General features: G+C 54.2%; 18 protein-coding genes. 12 read left to right on the forward strand and 6 right to left on the reverse strand.

Annotated features, from left to right (window positions below; genetic code table 11):
* The first annotated feature begins 12 nt into the window (after nucleotides 1–12).
* From ACHZB8_RS03240 to ACHZB8_RS03255, 4 genes are all read left to right on the forward strand, one after another.
* Nucleotides 13–1173, forward strand: a complete 1161-nt coding sequence (locus tag ACHZB8_RS03240) for an ROK family transcriptional regulator (protein ID WP_316858667.1) — start codon at nucleotides 13–15, stop codon at nucleotides 1171–1173.
* 40 nt (nucleotides 1174–1213) lie between these two features.
* Nucleotides 1214–2701 carry a M81 family metallopeptidase gene (locus ACHZB8_RS03245; RefSeq protein WP_316858668.1) on the forward strand — a complete coding sequence of 496 codons (1488 nt, stop codon included), beginning with the start codon at nucleotides 1214–1216 and terminating at the stop codon, nucleotides 2699–2701.
* An 8-nt stretch (nucleotides 2702–2709) separates the two neighbouring features.
* The gene (locus ACHZB8_RS03250) at nucleotides 2710–4074 is read left to right on the forward strand and encodes a Xaa-Pro aminopeptidase (RefSeq protein WP_316858669.1); all 1365 of its coding nucleotides are present in this window, start codon (nucleotides 2710–2712) and stop codon (nucleotides 4072–4074) included.
* 89 nt (nucleotides 4075–4163) lie between these two features.
* Nucleotides 4164–5276 (forward strand): sn-glycerol-3-phosphate ABC transporter ATP-binding protein UgpC, encoded by a 1113-nt coding sequence (locus tag ACHZB8_RS03255; protein WP_316858670.1) that lies wholly within the window; start codon nucleotides 4164–4166, stop codon nucleotides 5274–5276.
* Nucleotides 5277–5559: 283 nt separating this feature from the next.
* Here ACHZB8_RS03255 and ACHZB8_RS03260 read toward each other — a convergent pair whose 3' ends face one another.
* The 4 genes from ACHZB8_RS03260 to ACHZB8_RS03275 form a co-directional block, all read right to left on the reverse strand.
* The gene (locus ACHZB8_RS03260; RefSeq protein ID WP_316858671.1) at nucleotides 5560–6915 is read right to left on the reverse strand and encodes an MATE family efflux transporter; all 1356 of its coding nucleotides are present in this window, start codon (nucleotides 6913–6915) and stop codon (nucleotides 5560–5562) included.
* A 6-nt stretch (nucleotides 6916–6921) separates the two neighbouring features.
* Complete coding sequence (locus ACHZB8_RS03265) at nucleotides 6922–7755, reverse strand: GNAT family N-acetyltransferase (RefSeq protein WP_316858672.1); 834 nt, start codon at nucleotides 7753–7755, stop codon at nucleotides 6922–6924.
* A 36-nt stretch (nucleotides 7756–7791) separates the two neighbouring features.
* Complete coding sequence (locus ACHZB8_RS03270) at nucleotides 7792–7914, reverse strand: hypothetical protein (RefSeq protein ID WP_316858673.1); 123 nt, start codon at nucleotides 7912–7914, stop codon at nucleotides 7792–7794.
* 66 nt (nucleotides 7915–7980) lie between these two features.
* Complete coding sequence (locus tag ACHZB8_RS03275) at nucleotides 7981–8547, reverse strand: transcriptional regulator (RefSeq protein ID WP_316858674.1); 567 nt, start codon at nucleotides 8545–8547, stop codon at nucleotides 7981–7983.
* 488 nt (nucleotides 8548–9035) lie between these two features.
* On the opposite strand from ACHZB8_RS03275, the gene ACHZB8_RS03280 reads away from it, so the two are divergent.
* The 5 genes from ACHZB8_RS03280 (at nucleotide 9036) to ACHZB8_RS03300 (ending at nucleotide 16201) form a co-directional block, all read left to right on the forward strand.
* On the forward strand, nucleotides 9036–10622 hold the full coding sequence (locus tag ACHZB8_RS03280) for an ABC transporter substrate-binding protein (RefSeq protein ID WP_316858676.1): 1587 nt from the start codon (nucleotides 9036–9038) through the stop codon (nucleotides 10620–10622).
* 76 nt (nucleotides 10623–10698) lie between these two features.
* Nucleotides 10699–11700: an ABC transporter permease gene (locus ACHZB8_RS03285; protein ID WP_316858678.1), complete on the forward strand. Its 1002-nt coding sequence runs from the start codon at nucleotides 10699–10701 to the stop codon at nucleotides 11698–11700.
* Nucleotides 11697–12524: an ABC transporter permease gene (locus ACHZB8_RS03290; protein ID WP_316858679.1), complete on the forward strand. Its 828-nt coding sequence runs from the start codon at nucleotides 11697–11699 to the stop codon at nucleotides 12522–12524. The genes ACHZB8_RS03285 and ACHZB8_RS03290 overlap by 4 nt, the downstream gene beginning before the upstream one ends.
* Complete coding sequence (locus tag ACHZB8_RS03295) at nucleotides 12517–14148, forward strand: ABC transporter ATP-binding protein (protein WP_316858681.1); 1632 nt, start codon at nucleotides 12517–12519, stop codon at nucleotides 14146–14148. The genes ACHZB8_RS03290 and ACHZB8_RS03295 overlap by 8 nt, the downstream gene beginning before the upstream one ends.
* Before the next feature lie 55 nt (nucleotides 14149–14203).
* Complete coding sequence (locus ACHZB8_RS03300) at nucleotides 14204–16201, forward strand: CocE/NonD family hydrolase (RefSeq protein ID WP_316858683.1); 1998 nt, start codon at nucleotides 14204–14206, stop codon at nucleotides 16199–16201.
* A gap of 254 nt (nucleotides 16202–16455) precedes the next feature.
* Here ACHZB8_RS03300 and ACHZB8_RS03305 read toward each other — a convergent pair whose 3' ends face one another.
* Nucleotides 16456–17301, reverse strand: coding sequence for a hypothetical protein (locus ACHZB8_RS03305; protein WP_316858684.1), 846 nt, complete (start codon nucleotides 17299–17301; stop codon nucleotides 16456–16458).
* 2 nt (nucleotides 17302–17303) lie between these two features.
* Entirely contained in the window at nucleotides 17304–17624 is a 321-nt protein-coding gene (locus tag ACHZB8_RS03310) for a GlpM family protein (protein ID WP_394706078.1), read from the reverse strand.
* A 434-nt stretch (nucleotides 17625–18058) separates the two neighbouring features.
* On the opposite strand from ACHZB8_RS03310, the gene ACHZB8_RS03315 reads away from it, so the two are divergent.
* From ACHZB8_RS03315 to ACHZB8_RS03325, 3 genes are read left to right on the forward strand one after another with little or no spacing between them, the layout of a single operon-like run.
* Entirely contained in the window at nucleotides 18059–18988 is a 930-nt protein-coding gene (locus tag ACHZB8_RS03315; RefSeq protein WP_316858686.1) for an SMP-30/gluconolactonase/LRE family protein, read from the forward strand.
* A complete protein-coding gene (locus ACHZB8_RS03320; RefSeq protein WP_316858688.1) occupies nucleotides 18985–19734 on the forward strand; it encodes an FCD domain-containing protein in 750 nt (249 codons plus the stop codon). Before ACHZB8_RS03315 ends, ACHZB8_RS03320 begins: the two co-directional genes overlap by 4 nt.
* Nucleotides 19731–20246: a TRAP transporter small permease gene (locus tag ACHZB8_RS03325; protein ID WP_316858689.1), complete on the forward strand. Its 516-nt coding sequence runs from the start codon at nucleotides 19731–19733 to the stop codon at nucleotides 20244–20246. Before ACHZB8_RS03320 ends, ACHZB8_RS03325 begins: the two co-directional genes overlap by 4 nt.
* Nucleotide 20247 lies beyond the last annotated feature (1 nt).

Here is a 20247-nt window from a genome sequence, read left to right on the forward strand (position 1 = left end):
AGAGGTTCATCCTTGCATCCCTCCTATCTACGTCAGTTTCACGCATCGCAGATCTTTCATGCCATCCGCACCAGTCCGGGGGTTTCGCAGAAGGAATTGATAGATCTGACAGGCTGTGACAAGTCGACCATTTCGGTCATCATCAAGCGGTTCGAAGAAATCGGGCTGGTTGAGCGGATCACCGGAACATCCGCCGGAAAACGCGGCCGCCCATCGGAAATGCTGCGGATTTCAGAAATGAGCGGCCTTTTGATGGGGGTGCATCTTGAATTTGAATGCCTGAGATTCGTCGCCGCCAATCTCGACGGCCAGCCTTTTTCTTCAAAGGATGCTCCCTTGCCGCAAGCTCCTGAGGATCTTGCCGACAATGTACGGGCTGGAATTGTTGAATTGTGTGCAGAGATCGGACGAGATCTTTCCGAGATTCGCGCCATCGGCATTGCCCTGCCGGGCCTGGTCGGGCAGACGGGTGGACTGGCCCAGTCCTCCAACCTCAGTTGGAGCAAAGTCGCAGTGCCGGAACTGCTCAGAAGCAAGCTCGGCGCGCCTGTCTATGTTGACAATGACACCAATGCCGCAACGTTGGCAGAGTTCCTGTTCGGTGAATGCTCCCAACTGTCCGATTTCATCATGCTTGATGGTGGCCGCGGCATCGGCGGCGGCGTCTTCATCGACGGCAGGCTCTATCGCGGCAAGAATGGGTTTGCCGGCGAGCTGGGGCATATCAAGGTTGTCAAGGATGGGCGACAGTGCGGCTGCGGCTCGTCGGGTTGCCTGTCCGCCTATCTCTCCGCCCCGGCAATGATAGCCCGTGTCCGACGCACAACGGAGGTTCAGACGCTGGCCGACATTCTGGCCCTTGCAGCCTCGGGTGATTCCGATGTGCTTCTGGTTCTTGAGGAATCGGGAGAATTTCTCGGCACGGCCCTCGCGAGTCTGATCAACATTTTCAACCCACCAGCCATAGTGCTTGGTGGCGTTCTTGCGGATATGTGGCCCTACATCTCGGCCAGAACCGCCCGCGTCATCGAGCGCGAGGCCATGCAGGCCCCTCGCGAACAAACCGAAATTCTGGTTTCGAAAATCAGCAACGCGAAGGTCCCATGGGGTGGCGTTGCTCTGGCTCTTGAGGGCTTTTCCAGCCTTGATCCCGCAGAATCGATGCCTTGGTGAGGCATCCCTTCCGAAAAAACACAGAGAGAATAATAAGAAAATGCGAATTGCAGTCCTTGGCATCTCCTATGAGGCTCTACTCCGCTCTCCGGTTCCTACAAGAAAGATGGAAGTCCGACGCGGCTCCGAGATGATCGGCAACAATGTCTGGATGGTAAGAGGTGCCGAGAAAAGGGCCGCCGAAGCGGACGATGTCGAATTGATTCCTCTTCTCTGGGCGACAGCTCTTCCCGGTGGCGGCTTTACCCGAGAAATCTATGATCAGGTCAAGGCGGAAGCCATGACGCTCTTGCATGAGGCGGGACAGGTCGACGGCGTGCTGCTACTCAACCATGGTGCGATGGAAGTGCATGATCTGGACCGTCATGCCGACACCGATTTTGTTGAATCCGTTCGTGAGGTGGTTGGCGATGAAATACCGATCGCTCTTGCCCTCGACCTGCATGGCCACATTTCGCCACGCATTCTGGAGATCGTCTGTGCGGTCAGCGCCTTCCGCACCGCACCGCACCGGGACGATCTTGAAACCGGCTATCGCGCCCTCGACCAGTTGCTTGCAGTGATCAAGACCGGACGAAAACCAAAGATCGCAGCCGTTCGCATCCCCATTCTGGTCCCCGGTGAGCTGTCGGTCACCGACAATGAACCGGCCCGAAGCCTGTACAAGATGCTGCCCGACCTCGACAGCAGACCCGGCATCATAGAGACCAACCTGCTCGTCGGCTTTGCATGGAACGATCGGCCATGGATCGGCATGACCGCGATCGCCACCTCTGATGTCTCTGTTGAATGTGCGAAGGACGCGGCAACCGAGATCGCCCGAAAGGTTTGGGAAAGACGTAAGGATTTCCGCCTTGAAATGGAGCATGACAGCGTCTCCGGTGCCCTCGACAGGGCTGCCCGGAGTGCCGAGCGGCCACTATTCCTGACCGATTCCGGTGACAACACGACAGCTGGAGCCTACGGCGATCTGACCAGCGTACTCCAGGCCATACTGGCCCGTCCTGAGCTTGAGGATGTGGTCGTGGCCGGCATAACCGCGCCGGGAATCGTTGAACAGTGCCGCAAGGCCGGAGAAGGGGCTCACATCACTCTCACGCTTGGCGATGAGCATGTCTCTGCCCCCAGACAGCCCATGCAAGTCGAGGCTGTGGTCGAGGCCTGCGCCGACCGCTTCGACCCGACAGGAGCCACCACATATATCAGGGCTGGCAGCGCATGGAGCAGGGTTCGTATCGGTCATGTCATCGCCACCTTCCATTCCGATGCAATCGGGGTCAATACACCGGATCATTTCCGGCTGTTCGGCATCGATCCGACCGGACATCGAATCTATGTCGTCAAGTTGGGCTACCTGCACCCCCATCTCAAGACGATCTGTCCGCGCTACATCCTGATGGTCAGTGATGGCGCATCCAACCTTGATGTTGCCAGCTTGTCCTGGTCCCGCATTCCCCGTCCTGCCTACCCGGTCGATGCGGATGCCGTATGGACACCCGAGCCCAACACCTACACCACCCCCCTATGAGGCCAACCATGCCAATTTCCCTCCGCTCTGTTTCCATCCCGGATTTCGGCGTCCCGGCTGAGATGCCGGTCATTCCTGCCGAGATCTATGAAGCCCGTGTCCGTACCGCCTTCGAGACGGCGGGCTGCGACTGGCTCGTGGTCTATGCCGACCGCGAGCATCTTGCCAACATCGCCTTCCTGACCGGTTTCGAGCCACGTTTCGAGGAAGCCTTGCTGGTTCTGGGTAAGGACAACCGTCGCGCCCTCGTTGTCGGCAACGAAAGCATAAGCTATGCAGCACTTGCCGCCCTGCCGGACCTTGAGCTGTTTCTGTGCCAGACCTTGAGCTTGCTCGGCCAGGATCGGAGCTCCAAACCAAACCTTGAGGCTGTACTGCGCGATATCGGTCTTGCAAAGGGTGACAGCATCGGCTTGATTGGCTGGAAATATCTCTCGTCAGAAGAATGGGCAGGCTCCTATCCAACCTTTCAGGCTTCGGCTCTGGTTGCCGACACGCTGCGTCGCATCGCTGGCTCGAATGAGGCCGTCAGCGACGCGACCGCCGTTCTGATGCATCCGGAAACTGGTCTGCGTGCGGTTGTCGATGTGCACCAGATTGCCGCCGGTGAGTGGGGAGCCGCCCGCGCCTCTGCCGCCGTCTGGCGGATCGTGACCGGAGCCCGGCCAGGCGAGACCGAATATCAGGCAGCTTCCCGCATGGGTTACGAGGGTGAAGAGCTTAGCGCCCACCTGATGTTCGCCTCCTCCCCCAAAGGCACGCCTGTGGTCGGGTTGCGCAGTCCGCGGGCCCGTACGCTGGTCAAGGGTGATGGCGTTACGACTGCGGTTAGCTACTGGGGCGGGCTTTCCTCGCGCGCAGGCCTTCTGGCCGAGGAAGATGACGCGTTTCTCTCCGTGGCCAAGGCCTATTTTGAAGGGCTGATCGCATGGTATGAGACTGTCGACATCGGTGTAGCCGGAGGCGTGGTTCATGACGCCGTCGTGGCTCAACTGGCAAAGGGCAATCTCAAGTCTGCTCTCAACCCGGGTCATCTGGTCGGTCATGATGAGTGGATCAGCACTCCTTTCCGGCCCAACTCGGACGAAAAGATCGCGTCCGGCATGCCCTTCCAGGTCGACATCATTCCGGTTCCTCAACCCGACGGCTGGGCACTGAACAACGAGGACGCAGCCACCATCGCCGACGCAGCGCTGCGCAGCGAGCTCAAGCGGCTATATCCTGAAGTCCATGCCCGCATTGAGGCGCGTCGCGCCTTCATGAAGGACGTGCTTGGTGTCGACCTCAAGGAATCGATCCTGCCGCTCTCGAATACTCCGCTCTGCCTGCCTCCGTTCTGGCTGACAGCAGACCGGCTGCTTGTACGCGACTAGCCACATAGAAAGCGATCATTGTCAGACAAAAAGCCCGGAGAACAGCGCTGTCAGCTCTCCGGGACGAAAAAAGACCAGAGGACAACAGAATGGCAACCGTATCTCTCAGAAATATTGAAAAGATCTACTCCAGTTTTCATGCCGTGCGTGGGATTAATCTCAGCATCGAAGAGAATGCGTTTGTCGTTCTCGTCGGTCCCTCTGGCTGCGGAAAGTCGACAACCCTGCGCATGATTGCGGGCCTCGAGGATATTTCCAAGGGCGAGCTTCTGATCGGAGACGAGGTGGTCAACGACATGCCCCCCGGCGAGCGGAACATAGCCATGGTCTTTCAGAATTATGCGCTTTATCCGCACATGACCGTTCAAGACAACATTGCGTTTGGCCTCAAACAACGCAAATGTCCGAAGGACGAGCGCAATCGCCGCGTCGCAGAAGTCGCCGGCATGCTGGAACTCGATACCCTTCTTGAGCGCAAACCGCGTGCACTTTCCGGTGGCCAGCGCCAGCGTGTCGCCATGGCTCGTGCAATGGTGCGCAACCCCGAGGTGTTTCTGTTCGATGAGCCGTTGTCCAATCTTGATGCAAAGTTGCGCGTGCAGATGCGGACCGAGATCAAGCGGATTCATCAAGTCCGGCCGACCACTACGATCTATGTGACCCATGACCAGATCGAGGCCATGACGCTCGCCGATCAGGTGGTCGTGATGAACAAGGGGCTCATTGAGCAGGTTGGCGCTCCACAAGAGTTGTACCATCGCCCGGCAACAAAGTTCGTTGCCACCTTCATCGGGTCACCGGCAACCAATCTGTTCGAAGTCCGTGTTGTCACTGAAGGTGAAGCCTGTTTCGTCGAACTGGAAACCGGCGCGCGGCTTGAGATTCCCGAAAGTCGCAAAGCGGTCTACCGTCAGCACGCCAACCGACAGATGCTGCTCGGCATCCGCCCCGAGCATCTCCAGACGGCGAGCCTTCCTGACACGGCCTCTCCGCTCACCGTGGATGTCGATGTGGTGGAACCTCTCGGGCTCGAAACCTTCGTCTATTTCAGACATGGCAAGGCAAACTGTTGTGCACGCATCGCACCGACCGCCGAAGCCAGGCCGAAGCAGCCCTTCACGCTCTATCCGGACATGACACAGGCTCATCTCATCGATCCACAGACCGAACGCGTTGTTACATCGGAATTTGCCGCAGACTAGTGCCGGTCACATATCTCGGCTCCAACCTTGCAACCAGCGTTGGGCCGGACGACACCCGATATACGGCACAGTGACACAAGCCACAGGACTTGATCAGGCGATCTTCGATGAAATGGAGACCCGGAATGTCGATGCGGAGGAAACTGTTGCCAGTCTTCAAGGCCAAAGCTGGTCATGAGGCCTTGAAAGGCGAAGAGACCGTTTCCCACCTTGCAAGTCATCTCACCCCGACGAAGCGCAGAACGCGGGAGAGATCATTGGTAAATGCTGATATCGCTGCGGATCAATAGCCGTAGCGCTGTCTGTTCATGGCGGCGATCCAGACAGCAAGGCCCAGGCTGGCACATTCGGCAAATGGGACGGCGAGCCAGAGACCGGACACGCCAAGAAACCGGGGCATGACAACAATGCTGCATGCGATCAGAAGATTGCGACAGAAAGACAGCAGCACAGACAAGGTTCCGTTCGAAAGGGCCGTGAACAGGGCCGAGAAGAAAATGTTGGTTCCGATAAAGAGAAATGCATAGGGAAAGATCAGGAAGCCCTCTCGGCTGATCGCATGGACATGGCTGCTCTCTGGCGCAAAGAGGCCGACGACAAACCAGCCTTGGGACAGCAAAAGCATGGTGACCGCAATGGAAACAGCGGCGACAGCGCGAAGGCAAATGGCCACAACGCGTCTCAAGGCCTCGCGATCTGCCTGACCATGCAGATAGCTGATGACCGGTGCAACCCCCATGGAAAAACCGATGAACACGGACGAAAGCAGAAACTGGGAATAGATCATGATGGTAATAGCCGCCACACCGTCTTCTCCCAGCCTATCCATCATGGCCATGTTGAAGAGAAAAACGGTGATTGCAGTCGAGGCCTGTCCAATCATTTCGGAAGAGCCGTTGTAGGCGCTTTTGAGCAGGGCGCGGACATCAGGCTTGGGCCTGCAAAAAAACAGGGTTCCACGACGATTGAGCCAGAAGAAGAGGAGGCCTGCAATTGCCGGAACAAGGTAGCCGATCCCTGTGGCCAGAGCGGCACCACGGATACCCATGGAAAAGCCGACGATGAACAGATAGTCGAACAGGATGTTGGCCAACCCGCCCGCCACGCCAACCAGCATTCCGAGGCCGGGCCGACCGGCCGTGATCAGCAGACTGGCAAACAGAACCTGCATCATGTTGGCCGGGACAAAGACAAAAAGCGTGCCCAGATAGTCGCGCCCCAATGGCATCAGAAGCTCGGAGGCCCCCAGAAGATGCAGCAGGGGAGAAATCCAGATCAGTCCGGCAAGCGCAATGATGCATCCGGCTACACTGGTAACAAGAACGATCAATGAGAAGATCTGGCGTGCGGTGTCATTTCGTCCATTGCCCATCTCCCAGGCGATCAGGGCGCTGCCGCCAGCGGCCATCATGGTGCCCAGCCCGACAATGAGGCCGATCACGGGGGTAACAATATTGATGGCAGAGAGGGCATCGGTACCGACATAGCGCGCAACGAAAATCGTGTCGATGATCGTATAAAGACCAAAGAAGATCATCATGAGGATGGTGGGGAACGCAAAGCGCAGCAATTTGGCCGCGCTGAACTTTGTCGCCAGACCATTCTCTGGCGAGGGAGCAATTGAAATATTTGATGTCATGGCTGTTCAAGACCGACGGATAGGCAGAGACATGCGCTGGGTGGGATAGCCGAATTCGATCAGCAGATCCCTTTCGGCAAAGCCCAGGGATTCGAAAAGTCTGCGGTGCCCGGTGTCCGCCGCATCATTCTTGCGAAAGGTGGTAAGGCTGATGGTGTCTTTGCCGGGCATCAGGCGGATCGCCTCGGTCACCAGTGCTGCCGCAGTGTTGCCGCGCCGGTGAAAAGGATGAACGCCCAGAAAATCGATGCATGACTTGGACGGAGAGAGCATCATCAGGCCAATCGCCTCGCCCCGATCTTTCATGATGAAGGCGCTTCGCCCGGCAATATAGCGCTTCAATGTGGTGGCATGCTCTTCTTCGTCAAGGCCGGGAAACCCGTCAATCACCAGCCGGACAAGCCGCATCCAGTCATTGATATCCGACCCTTGGGCCAGCAATGTGGCGGTCCCCTCCGATGACGCCCGTCCCGAAGTGTCCGAGCAGAAGTGGAAGGGCAATTGCAAGGGATAGTAGCGTCCCATTCGCCGAAACTGGCTGGGAGGATGCTTGTACATGGCCTTGAATGCCATGGTGAAGGACTGTTGGCTTTCGTAACCAGCTGCAAAAGCGATGTCCATGATGGGATCATCAGACAGAACAATCCGTTTGGCTGCTTCTGTCAGACGTCGCCTCCGGATATAGGCATGCATCGGCATTCCGACCGTTTGCGAGAAAACCCGGTGGAGATGAAAGGAAGAATAGCCGACCCGCCTGGCGACAGCCTCTAGCGAAAGGGCTTCGTTCAGAGAGTCTTCGATATGGCTGATCGTTGCGATGGTGATGGTCTGGGGTGTCATTCTATTGATCCTTGCAAGCTATCAATAGCCCAAACGTCAAAGGTGCGCTTCATCGATCTTGCTATAGGTGGACAGATATCCGGTTTCGCCCAGATTGCCGATCAACCCGGCACCATCAAGCTTCTGTCCCGTTCCGCCATCCGTTCTGCCAGCAGTCATCGGCTTGATGTGCGATTTGATCGCTGGAGGGGTCGTCCGCAAGTGTTTGCATGTTTGTGGTATGTCTTAGGATGTGATGACTGTTGCTTCCGCTCCTTCAGGTGGAACAAGATATTTCTTCACTGTCGGGGCAATGCGCCGGGAACGCTGTGGAAGAATACCGCATTTCTTTAGCATTTCGCGTTTATCCGGGCTGGATCCCAGCTGTCGCCAAATCATGCGCGTCGCATAAGGTACATCATTGCTTCTCCATGATATTCCAGTGCAAAGCCCTCGCAGATATTTGTCCTTCTGGTCCTGAAAGGGCTTGAGAATGATTTGCGTTACGATTGGATCGCCGGTGGATTCCGTTTCAACCACGAAAATGCGGTCCCTCAGGAACGTTGCCTTGCCATTATATTTGGTGATTTTCTTGATGCGCCATTGATGGTGACTGATCCGCTCAAGCGATTTGGAAACCACCAGCCCATTCTTTTCCTCCAGAAATGCGCAAGAACAGACGATGGTCCCCGGCCAGGACGGAGACAGATAGTAGGTCTGATAATAGCCCAGATAGCGTCGCAATGTACGGATGTCACCCGGAAAGCCTTCATTTATGCGGTCTTTGCTTGCGTTGCCTTGTTGTGCTTTCAAAAACCGGCTTTTGAAAACGGAAGAGGAAGCCTCAAAGTCGGATGGATGGATATAGAAATACTGCGCAATTCTACCCAGATTGAACGGCGAGGGACGAGCTCCGCTATTGATATACCGGTTGAATTGCTGCCGATTCAGGCCAATGTCGCGGCAGATTTGAGAAACGGAATGTCTCTGACTACAGGCGAATCGAAGATTTTCAGAAAAATTGTCTTGTTCCATTGCTTCTTCAGGGCTCGTTTCATGGGGTTTTGGAAGTATTAGCGTAAAATAGCATAAAAATGCATAAAGTCGCGAACTTGTTTCCTCCCTTTGTCGACTTTACGTTCCTTGCAACGCTGCTTTTGTGCGGACAACAAGGCTTGAATTGCGATCCGCAAATCAATGATTTGTCCGACCTGCCTGCTATTTGACTTCTTCTTTTCCGCTCTGCTTGCTTGCCGAGCGGTCTATTCGATATGTTCAGCAATTAGCCAAGAGAGAGTAATATGACTAAAAAACCTTCCGACACATCCCTCATGGGGAAAGGCTTGTCTCGCCGACATTTTCTTGGAGCCACTGCTGCCAGTGGTTTCGTTCTTGGCTCTTCAGGCTTGCTTTTGCCGAACACTGCTTTTGCAGCTGATACGCCCAAAAAAGGTGGTCGCCTGAAATTGGGCATCAAAGGCGGTGCGGCGACCGATGTCATCGATCCGGCTCTTGCGGCAGGCTCCGTTGCCTTCCTCAGCAACCATCTGTGGGGTGACAAAATTGTCGGCTCGGATCCTGAAACCGGTGCACCACTGCCATCTCTTGCCGAATCCTGGGAATCTACACCGGACGCAACCGTCTGGACTTTCAAGATCCGAAAAGGTGTCGCGTTCCATGATGGTTCCACCATGGGGGTTCATGATGTGGTTCAGACCCTGAAACGCCATACCGACAAAGACGCCAAGTCCGGTGCTCTGGGCCTTCTTCGCTCCATCAAGTCGGTTGAGGAAAAAGCTGGCGACATGGTCATCACATTGACAGAAGGCAACGCGGATTTGCCGCTTCTGCTGACCGACTATCATCTCATGGTACAGCCCAATGGCGGTTATGATGATGCCAATGCAGGGATCGGTACGGGACCATATAAACTGGAATCCTATGAAGCCGGTATCCGCGCCACCTTCGTCAAGAACGAAAGTGACTGGGATGACAGCCGTGGTCATGTCGATAGCGTTGAAATCATCGTCATGAATGACAATACCGCGCGTATCGCCGCTCTTTCCTCTGGCCAGGTTCACTTCATCAACTTCGTGGAGCCCAAAACCGTCAATCTGCTGAAGCGTGCTCCGAATGTGGAAATTTTGCAGACACATGCCAAAGGCTACTACAGCTTCCAGATGTTCTGTGACACCGCTCCATTTGATAACAACGATCTGCGTCTGGCCCTGAAATATGCGATCGACCGGCAAGAGATCCTTGATCGTGTTGTTGGCGGATATGGTTCGCTCGGCAATGACTATCCGGTCAACAGCACCTACCAGTTGGCACCAGACGATATCGAACAGCGCATGTATGATCCTGACAAGGCGGCGTTCCATTTCAAGAAGTCTGGACATGAGGGGTCCATTTTGCTGCGCACCTCTGATGCGGCCTTCCCGGGAGCCGTTGACGCCGCCGTGCTCTATCAGCAGCATGCCAAGAAAGCAGGCATTGATATCGAAGTGAAGCGTGAACCCGCAGACGGCTACTGGTCAAATGTCTGGAATGCAACACCATTCAGTGCCACCTACTGGGGCGGTCGCCCGACACAGGATCTGCGCTATGCAACCTCGTACCTGTCGACTGCGGACTGGAATGACTCCCGTTTCAAGCGCCCGGATTTCGACAAGATGTTGCTCGAAGCGCGTACCGAACTTGATAGCGACAAGCGCAAGGCGATTTATCGTCAGATGGCAGTCATGGTGCGCGATGAAGGTGGCAGCATCATTCCGGTGTTCAACGACTTCCTCAATGCATCGTCCAAGTCGCTCAAAGGCTTTGTTCACGATATCGGCAACGATATCTCCAATGGACAGATTGCCAGCAGAGTCTGGCTGGATGCCTGATGGACCTCAGGTGTCAACTGAAAATGGGGCCGTGGATCACCACGGTCCTTCTTGCCAATAACAAGAGGTTTGTTGGATGAATCTTTCCAACATGTTCGGGCCATTCATCGCGTTTGCACGACGCTTTCCACTGGCAACGAATATTATACGGAGATTACTGCTTTCGGTTGTTTTGCTATGGGCAGTAACAGTCATGATTTTCATTGGAGTGGAAGCACTTCCAGGTGATTTCGCAACCACTTATCTGGGGCAGGCGGCCACGCCGGAAGCTGTCGCAAACATTCGCTCGGATCTCGGGTTGGACCAGCCCCTTCTGACGCGCTACGGGGATTGGCTCGCAAATGCGGTCACGGGTGATTTCGGCAACAGCTGGGCCAGCGGAAAGTCCGTGAGTGACCAAATTGAAAAACGATTGGGCAATTCGCTTTTTCTGGCCCTGTTTGCCGCGTTGATCGCGGTTCCGCTTTCGGTCAGCCTTGGTGTGATCGCCGTCCGCTACAGAAACCGGGTTCCTGACAAGGTCATCAATATTCTGTCACTGGCGGCGGTATCCCTGCCCGAATTTTTTGTCGGCTATCTTCTGATCATGCTTTTCGTGGTCACGTTTCCGACGGCCATGTTCCCGTCCACGGTCTATGATGACATGGATTTCCTTTCCCGGCTCGAGGCAATCGCTTTGCCTGTCACGACCCTGGTTCTGGTCGTGTTGGCGCACATGATGCGTATGACACGGGCGGCCATCATTCAGGTCATGTCATCGGCTTATATGGAAACCGCCGAGCTGAAGGGACTGGATGGGTTGCGCATGATCATAAAACATGCTGCACCCAATGCTCTTGCACCCATCATCAACGTTGTCGCGCTGAACCTGGCATATCTGATTGTCGGGGTTGTCGTTGTTGAGGTGGTCTTCGTTTATCCGGGAATGGGGCAATATATGGTCGATGCGGTAACGGTCCGAGACCTGCCGGTCGTGCAGGCATGTGGGTTGATCTTTGCCGCCATTTATATCTCGCTCAACATGATCGCCGACATTCTCGCTATTCTGGCCAATCCACGTTTGAGGCATCCAAGATGAGACTAAAAGAAATACCTGTTTCAGTATGGATTGGTGTCACCGGCATAGCGATTGTCGTGATTTGTGCGCTTTTTGCTCCATGGATCGCCCCTTATGGCGAGACGGAAGTCGTCGGAGACGTCTGGGGACCTGCGTCGGCAGAGTTTCTGTTTGGGTTGGACAATTTGGGCCGTGACATTCTTTCAAGGCTGATTTTCGGAGCGCGAACCACGATATTTGTCGCTTTGAGTGCAACGCTGCTTTCCTTTTCCCTCGGCATTGTGATGAGTTTCATTGCGGCAACCAATCGAGGCTGGATTGATTTGGGATTGTCCCGCATCAATGATTTGATGATGTCTATTCCATCGCTGATTTTCGCTCTGGTCGTTCTGGCTACATTGCCACAGAACCTGCCGACGCTCATTCTCGTTATGGCAGTGCTCGACAGCACGCGCGTATTCAGACTGGGACGTGCTGTTGCTCTGGATGTCGCCGTCATGGATTTCGTTGAAGCGGCACGGTTGCGCGGTGAGGGGACGATCTGGATTATTTTCAAGGAAATCCTTCCCAATACGCTGTCCCCCTTGCTCGCCGAATTTGGATTGCGCTTCGCCTTTGCCATCCTGTTCCTTTCAACCCTGTCATTCCTTGGGCTTGGCATTCAGCCGCCATCTGCGGACTGGGGAGGCATGGTCAAGGACAACAAGGACGGCATCATATTTGGCATTTCTGCTGCCTTGGTGCCCGGAGCGGCCATCGCCGTTCTGACGATTTGTGTCAACATGGTGGTGGACTGGCTTTTGCGTCGTACCTCAAGTTTGAAAGGGGGACGTGGCGATGCCTGATCTTCTGGAAGTCAAGAATCTCAAGATTGAAGCGACCAGCTATCCGCCGGGTGAAGCGCCACAGCGCATTACCATCGTGGAAAATATCGACTTCACGCTGCAAAAGGGCCGGGTCCTCGGGCTGATTGGTGAATCCGGCGCCGGCAAGTCGACAATCGGTCTGGCCGCTCTCGCATATGGAAGGGGAGGCGTCGAAATCACTGGCGGTGAAGTCAGCCTCAATGGCAAAGACTTGCTCGCCATGGATCGCAAACAAATCAGGGCAGTCCGTGGAGACCGCGTTTGCTATGTCTCCCAGTCCGCCGCAGCTTCGTTCAATCCCGCCCATCGTCTCGGGGCTCAGGTGATTGAAGCAACCCTGCTGCACAAACTGATGAGCAAGGCCGAAGCCGAAGCAAGAGCAACCCATCTGTTCGACATTCTGGGACTTCCCGATCCGCAGAATTTTGGCAAACGCTATCCCCATCAGGTTTCCGGTGGCCAATTGCAGCGCGCCATGACGGCCATGGCTCTTTGTTCTGATCCGGATCTCATCGTCTTTGACGAACCGACAACGGCACTCGATGTGACCACTCAGATCGACGTTCTGGCTGCGATCAAGCATGCCATCGAGGAAACCGACACGGCCGCCCTCTACATCACCCACGATCTGGCTGTTGTTGCCCAGATATCTGACGACATCATGGTGCTCAGGGATGGTGGCATGGTCGAATATGGCACCGCGGCAAAAATCATTGAAAATCCCAGTGAAGTCTATACCCGTGAACTGGTCAATGTGCGCAGTATCAAGCACGCCGAAGCCACCGAACAAAGCCGCAAATATTTCGAAATGACAGGCATTCATGCCGCCTATATCGGCGGGCAGAAGGTTCTCAAGGACGTGTCCTTGCATGTCCCCAAAGGGCAAACTCTGGCCATTGTCGGTGAGTCCGGTTCGGGCAAGTCGACTCTGGCACGTGTCGCAACGGGATTGTTGCCACCTTTGGAAGGCGAAGTTCGCATCGATGGTGAAGCTTTGCCGAAACAGCTCAAACAGCGTTCGAGAGAACAATTGCGCCGAATGCAACTGATCTATCAAATGGCCGACACAGCCATGAATCCGCGTCAGACCGTCGGGCAGATCATCGGCCGCCCCGTTGCCTTTTATGAAGGATTGAGAGGCAAGGAACGCGACAGGCGCGTTGAGGAACTGCTTGAAAGCATCGAAATGGGCGATGGCTACATGGATCGCTATCCGGCAGAACTCTCTGGAGGTCAGAAACAGCGCGTCGCGATTGCCCGTGCTCTGGCCGCCAAGCCGGAAATCATCATTTGCGATGAACCGACCTCGGCGCTGGACCCTCTGGTGGCGGACGGCATTCTGCATCTCCTGCTGAATCTTCAGAAGAAACGTCAGCTCTCTTACATCTTCATCACCCACGACATCGCCATTGTGCGCGCCATCGCCGATAGTGTTGCGGTGATGTATCAGGGCGAGCTGGTGAGATTCGGGCCGAAATCGGAAGTTCTTGCTCCGCCGTTTGATGACTATACCGATCTTCTGCTCAAGTCGGTTCCCGAAATGCGTTTGGGCTGGCTTGAAGAGGTTCTGCTAACGCGCAAGCTTGAATCAGCAGGCAACTAACCAAGTGCAGCGATGAGCCGCCGCCATTCAACTGACAATGAGAAAGAAATACAAAATGTCGAAACGAGGCTACAGCGTTTCCGAAGAAGTCTGGATTCCGCTCAAGGATGGCACCAAACTGGCGACCCGCATATGGATGCCAGAAGGGGCCGATGCCGAGCCGGTGCCTGCCGTTCTTGAATATTTGCCTTACCGTAAGCGCGATGGAACATCTCCGCGCGATGAAAGCACCTATCCTGTATTTGCCGAAGCCGGCATCGCCGGTATCCGCGTGGATATACGCGGCTCGGGTGAATCTGATGGTGTTATCGACGGCGAATATACGGAACGGGAATTGTCAGACGCCTGCGAGGTTATCGAATGGATCGCGGCTCAGCCCTGGTCGAACGGCAATGTCGGCATGATGGGGATTTCATGGGGCGGCTTCAACTGTCTCCAGACAGCAGCACTGCATCCGCCAGCACTCAAGGCCGTCATTTCCATCGCTTCCACGGTAGACCGCTTCAATGATGACATACATTACAAAAATGGCTGTCACCTTTATGCAAATCTTTCATGGGCCTCGACGATGCTGACTTATCAGTCGCGGACACCTGATAAGGCTCTGGTGGGTGACAGATGGAAAGACATGTGGCTGGAACGCCTTGAGGGTGAACCCTTTTTCCTCGAGGAATGGATGGAGCACCAGACACGCGATGCGTTTTGGCAGCATGGTTCGATCTGCGAGGATTTCGACCATTTCGATACGCCTGCGCTGGTCATTGCCGGCTGGGCCGATGGCTATCGCAATACGCCACTCAAGGCAGTGGAAGGTCTTGGCCCCAGAGCCAAGGCACTGATGGGCCCCTGGATCCATAAATATCCGCATTTCGCATGGCCGAAGCCTCGCGCCGATTTCCACGCAGAAGCAATCGCATGGTGGAATCGTTGGCTTCGTGATGAGGCCAATGGTGCAGAATCGATCCCGCAAATCCGTGCCTTCATTCTAGATGGAGCCAAACCCGCGGCAAGACGAGAGCGGGATCCCGGCTATTGGGTGGCGAAGCAGAATTGGGAAAAACCGGAAATGCGACGCTATTCGATTGCCTCCAACGGAGCACTCGTTTCTGTCCCGGATGGTGGAGGAGTTGGCTCTCTCTATTTGCGCTCACCGCTCGATAGCGGCGTGCATTCAGGCGAGTGGTTCACTCTGAAACCGGATGCTGAAATGGCTGGTGATCAGCGGGCAGACGACGCCGGAGCACTGGTCTACCAAACCAGTCCGTTGGAAGAAGAAGCAGTCTATCTCGGCTGTCCGGAGCTGAGCCTTGATCTGTCTTGTGAGGCAGATTGGGAAAATTTTGTGGCTCGTATCGTCGATGTTCACCCGGATGGCACGGCGACCCGCGTTGCCTACGGCGTACTGAACTTGGCGCACAGAGAGGGAAATGCCCATCCCATGGCCATGCCGAGGGGAAAAGTCACGACGATCAGAATGGTCCTTGATGCCTGTGGTTATCGCTTTGCTCCGGGTCATCGCATCCGGCTGTCGCTGGCCACCGCAAGCTGGCCACTCATCCTGCCGTCGCCCGATGCGCCCGGCGTTACCATCGACACCGGCTCTGTCCGTCTGGACATGCCGCTCATCGGAGATCATGAGCGGGTCGACATTCCCGAACCGGGCAATCCCGATCCTCTCCCTGATTATATCATTCTCAAACCGGCGGTTACAAAGCGCTGGGTGGAGAAGGATCTGATGGATGGCATGACCTGCTATCACATTTTTGAAGATACCGGACTGGAAGAGCATCCCGATAGTAAATTGCGCAGTCAGGAAACACGCAAGGAATGCTGGTCCATCAATGCATATGATCCTCTGTCCATGAAGGGAAGCTGCGAAGGGACCACCTATTACGAGCGGGAAGACGGCTGGAACGTCAGCACCCGAACTGAGACAGAGCTAACCTGTTCCAGGGACGAATGGTTCCTGTCCGCTTCGGTCACCGCATTCGAAGGGGGCGAGCAGATTTTCAGCAAATGCTTCAAAAAGCGCGTGAAAAGAGATTTCATGTGAATCTCGAATGGCGGCATTTCTGTTCCTTGCCAAGATTTCGCAATCGCAGGAAAGGGCGCCGTGCTTGAATGATTTCGATGCGGGTCGGGGCGTCAACGTCCGGTGCGTGAGGGTCTGCCCGCATTGAAAGTCCTTTTCGGCAAGAGGCCGATTGGGCAGGGCGCGATCCATGAAGATCGGAGAAAGAGTGTCGGCATCAGAAGCGATCTTTCTGAAGGACAGGCCATTGTCCAAGCCACAAAGGGGGCTCCTTTCTAGGGCTGAGGAGCAATGTCTTCCCTATCGTTCTGAGATATAAATGTCGGCAAATCGATGAAGGATTCCAGGTTCTCCTGAATGATCCGGTTTGCGTCCTGTTCAAAAATGGAATTCAGCTTGGTGTCAATTGATACGAAGGCGATATTGGGAAATCCTGTTTCTCTCACAAGCGGTTTTTGATTAACATAAAAAACACTGACTTTTTCTTTGTGCAGGGAGCCTTCAAAACTGAGCATTTTGTCGCCCAAAAACAGCGTATATGCCGGAGCATCCTCATCCAGCAAGAGGACTCTGATTTTTGAGGATACTTCGGGGTTCTTTTCCATCAAGCACTTGCCGAACATGACAAATCTCGAAACGGCCTTTGGGAAATAGCATCCGCGAGCTCCTTTGGAATAAAACACATAGAATGCCTTGCCAAACTGAGGTTCGCTGTATCTGGCGGCGTGCACCTCTACCATGCTCTCAAGTTGCTGGTCATCCGAAGTTTCGAGGAGCCATGGAGCATTGACAGCGAAGTAATTTCCGATAAAGCCTTCCCAGATTTCTGGATGCTCGGTTGGGGCAACGGACGTGGTTCGAGCGGATTGGAAAAAGGTGAAATTCGATAGAATCTGGTTGGTTTCACTAAATCTCTCATGTATGCGCTTCGGGTCGTTGCGCATTTGGGAAAATACCAGGCCTGAAACGGCAAGAAGCAAGAATGCTATCATGTGGTCCGTGCTTGGCTCAAAGAATAGTAAATCCGAGGGGATTAGGTCCAAGATTGCCAGTGGTATAGAAACGGACAAAACTATTATATCAACCAAATTCTCTCGAATGAAAACCAGATGCTTTTTCATTTTCAAACCCATTGCACAATACAAAAAGCGATTAAAATCCAGCCAATGATGCCAATCATTGCGCTTGTGTAAACGGAGAAATACTGAACGCAAATTGAAGATACGATCAGAAATGTAGCGTAGGCAGCAAGAGAAAGTATCCCCGCCAGTACAAATCTATTAGTTAAGCCATTTGTGGAGTGATCAACGGAAATAAAGGCAATTATTCCAAAAGTTGGAAATAAAGGCAGCATAGAAGTAAGATATCCGAACTTCCCTTTTCCAACGAAATCAATAGAAACAACCAATATTACGGATAATAGAATTTTTAATACTAATGACATACGTTCGAATTTTTAAGAATTACATTCATATTTAGAATATAAAAGATAATGAAAATGCCAAATTTCTACACACTAAGAGTGATATAACAGGTAAGAACAGAAAAGATAAATACGTATTTTATCGCAAAAGATCGTTATTGAAGAATGGCGAGTTGAGTTGGATCTGTTGTTGAGACCGCGCACAAGCTGCCGCCATGGATTGAATGAAAAATCCTCACCTTTGATGCCCCATCTTTTCCGCCCACTTAATGGTTCACGAAGGCCAGCAGGCAGTGGGTTGGTGTTTCCAATTCCATCAACAAATTTCAGACAAGAGCCAACAGCAATTCGGTTCGGGCCGTGCTGGGGTGGGTACTTAATACTAAAGGACCACTTACGTGTACTTTACATAATATGTATGACGTAATATCTTTTCGCCAGGAGGAAAATCATAAATGAATCACGGTTTGGACAAGGCCATAGCCAGTCCAGAGTGCGGCCCTATACGCCCGGTTACGGATGTTGTTTGTGAGTTGGGAGAGTCGCCTGTCTGGGATGAGCGCAGAGCAGAATTATTCTGGTGTGACATCCCTGCGGGAAAAATCTGGCGCCATGCGCCGTCAACCGGCCAAACATCTTGCATGCAATTCGACGACACGATTGGTTGCCTTGGTCTGTGTGAGAGCGGTCGCCTGATTGTCGCGTGCGGCATGGACGTGCTCATCGTCGATCCTGATGGCGGTGACATTACTCCCGTTCACAAGCTCGAAAAACCCGACTTTCCATGCCGTCTCAATGATGGACGTGTAGGGCCTGATGGTGCTTTCTGGGTCGGTACGCTGCATGAGGTGGGCTTTGAAGATATGAAGCCGATCGCAGCGCTTTGGCGATTTACCGCAGATCGCGCAGAACAAGTGGTCGGCGGTATCAAATGCTCCAATGGACTTGCTTTCAGCGCAGATGGAAAAATGATGCTTCGCTCGGATTCTGTCGGGTTATGGGTGAGAAAACATGCCTTTGATGACAGCACCGGAACGATTGATGAGGGGCGTATCATTTGCAGGCCAGGTGAGGCAGATGGGCGTCCCGATGGTGCAAGCATGGATATGGACGGGACATATTGGAGCGCCGGTGTTTCTGCGGGCGTCTTGAATGGCTACAAGCTCGACGGCAGTCTGAATCAGCGCCTTGAGCTGCCTGTTCCTCATCCCACCATGCCCTGCTTTGGCGGAGAAGATTTCAAAACGCTCTATTTGAGTTCTCACAGACGGAGCATGTCTGAGGCCGAGCTTGTCAAAAGCCCGTTGTCCGGGCGATTGCTTTCTATCGAAATGCAGCGTCCCGGTTTTGCCTCTCCCCGTTTCAAAGACGGAGATATCCTATGAGTTCTGGCAAACTTCCCGATACAACCAGCTTTCCCAGACCCGCGCGTTCACTTCATTCCGAAGTCGTTGAGGAAATAGCCCGATGGTTGATTGAAGGTCACCTTGTGGCAGGGGATCTCCTGCCCAACGAAGTTGAAATTGTCGAGCGACTGGGGGTCAGTCGAACCATCGTGCGCGAGGCCGTGCGAACCATGGTCGCAAAAGGCATGCTACAGGTCAGGCGGCGCAACGGTACCGTTGTGCTGGGCGAAGATCAGTGGAGCATGTTTGACCGGGAATTGCTGGCCTGGCGCTTTCGATATGGTGTCTCGGAGGATTTTCTTGAGGAGCTTTTTCGTTTCCGTGCCGGCGTGGAAACCATGGCTGCGGAATTTTGTGCAAGCACACCCGGTTATGACGCAACCCCGTTATTGGAATGCTGTGATGCCATGGCTTTGGCCTTGCAAGGCAAGGGAGACTGGTTCGCGGCCGATCTTAACTTTCACTGCCTCTTGCTGACAGGGGCGGGCAATCGCTTCCTGGCTCATTTGACACCCATGCTGGAAAATCTCTTCGATGCGCTGTTCTCGCCTGACGTGCTCGTTGAGGACAACATGCGCAGAACCTTGCCCCGTCACCGCGCCGTCGCAGAGGCGATAGCCGCCGGTGATCCCGCTGCTGCAAGAGAGCGAATGCTGCTTCTTGTCGGCGAAGCGCGAGACGATACCTTGCAACGCATTGATCTACTAAGAGGTGATCGATCATGAAACACCTTGTTTCCTGGGCAATACGAACCATTGAAGTGACGATAACGGCCTTGATGGGTTTCATGGTTGTGGTCGTTTTTACAAATGTTGTTTTGCGGTATGTCTTCAATTCAGGGCTTCACCTGTCCGATGAATTATCGCGTTACGCATTTGTCTGGCTCACCTTTCTGGGCTCTGTCCTGACATTGCGTGACAACTCCCACGTCAACATCGAAACAGTGGTCGCAATGCTCTCGCGGCGAGGACGCCTTGTCTGCATGGCGCTGACGCAGGTCATCATTTTTGTCTGCGCCATTGCGATGACATGGGGGACCTGGAAGCTGCATCCCTTGAACTCGACAATGCTGGCAACTGTCAGTGGAATTCCGATGAATTGGGTCTCTGATGTCTTGGGTGTTACCGGCATTTGTTTTGCTTTCATCGCACTTGCCAGACTGTTTGGCATTCTCACGGGCAGAATTTCTGAAGACGAGATACGCGCCTTCGCTGGCCAGGGACATCCGGAGGCCTGAT

The sequence above is a fragment of the uncultured Cohaesibacter sp. genome (assembly GCF_963556055.3).
Lineage (GTDB): Bacteria > Pseudomonadota > Alphaproteobacteria > Rhizobiales > Cohaesibacteraceae > Cohaesibacter.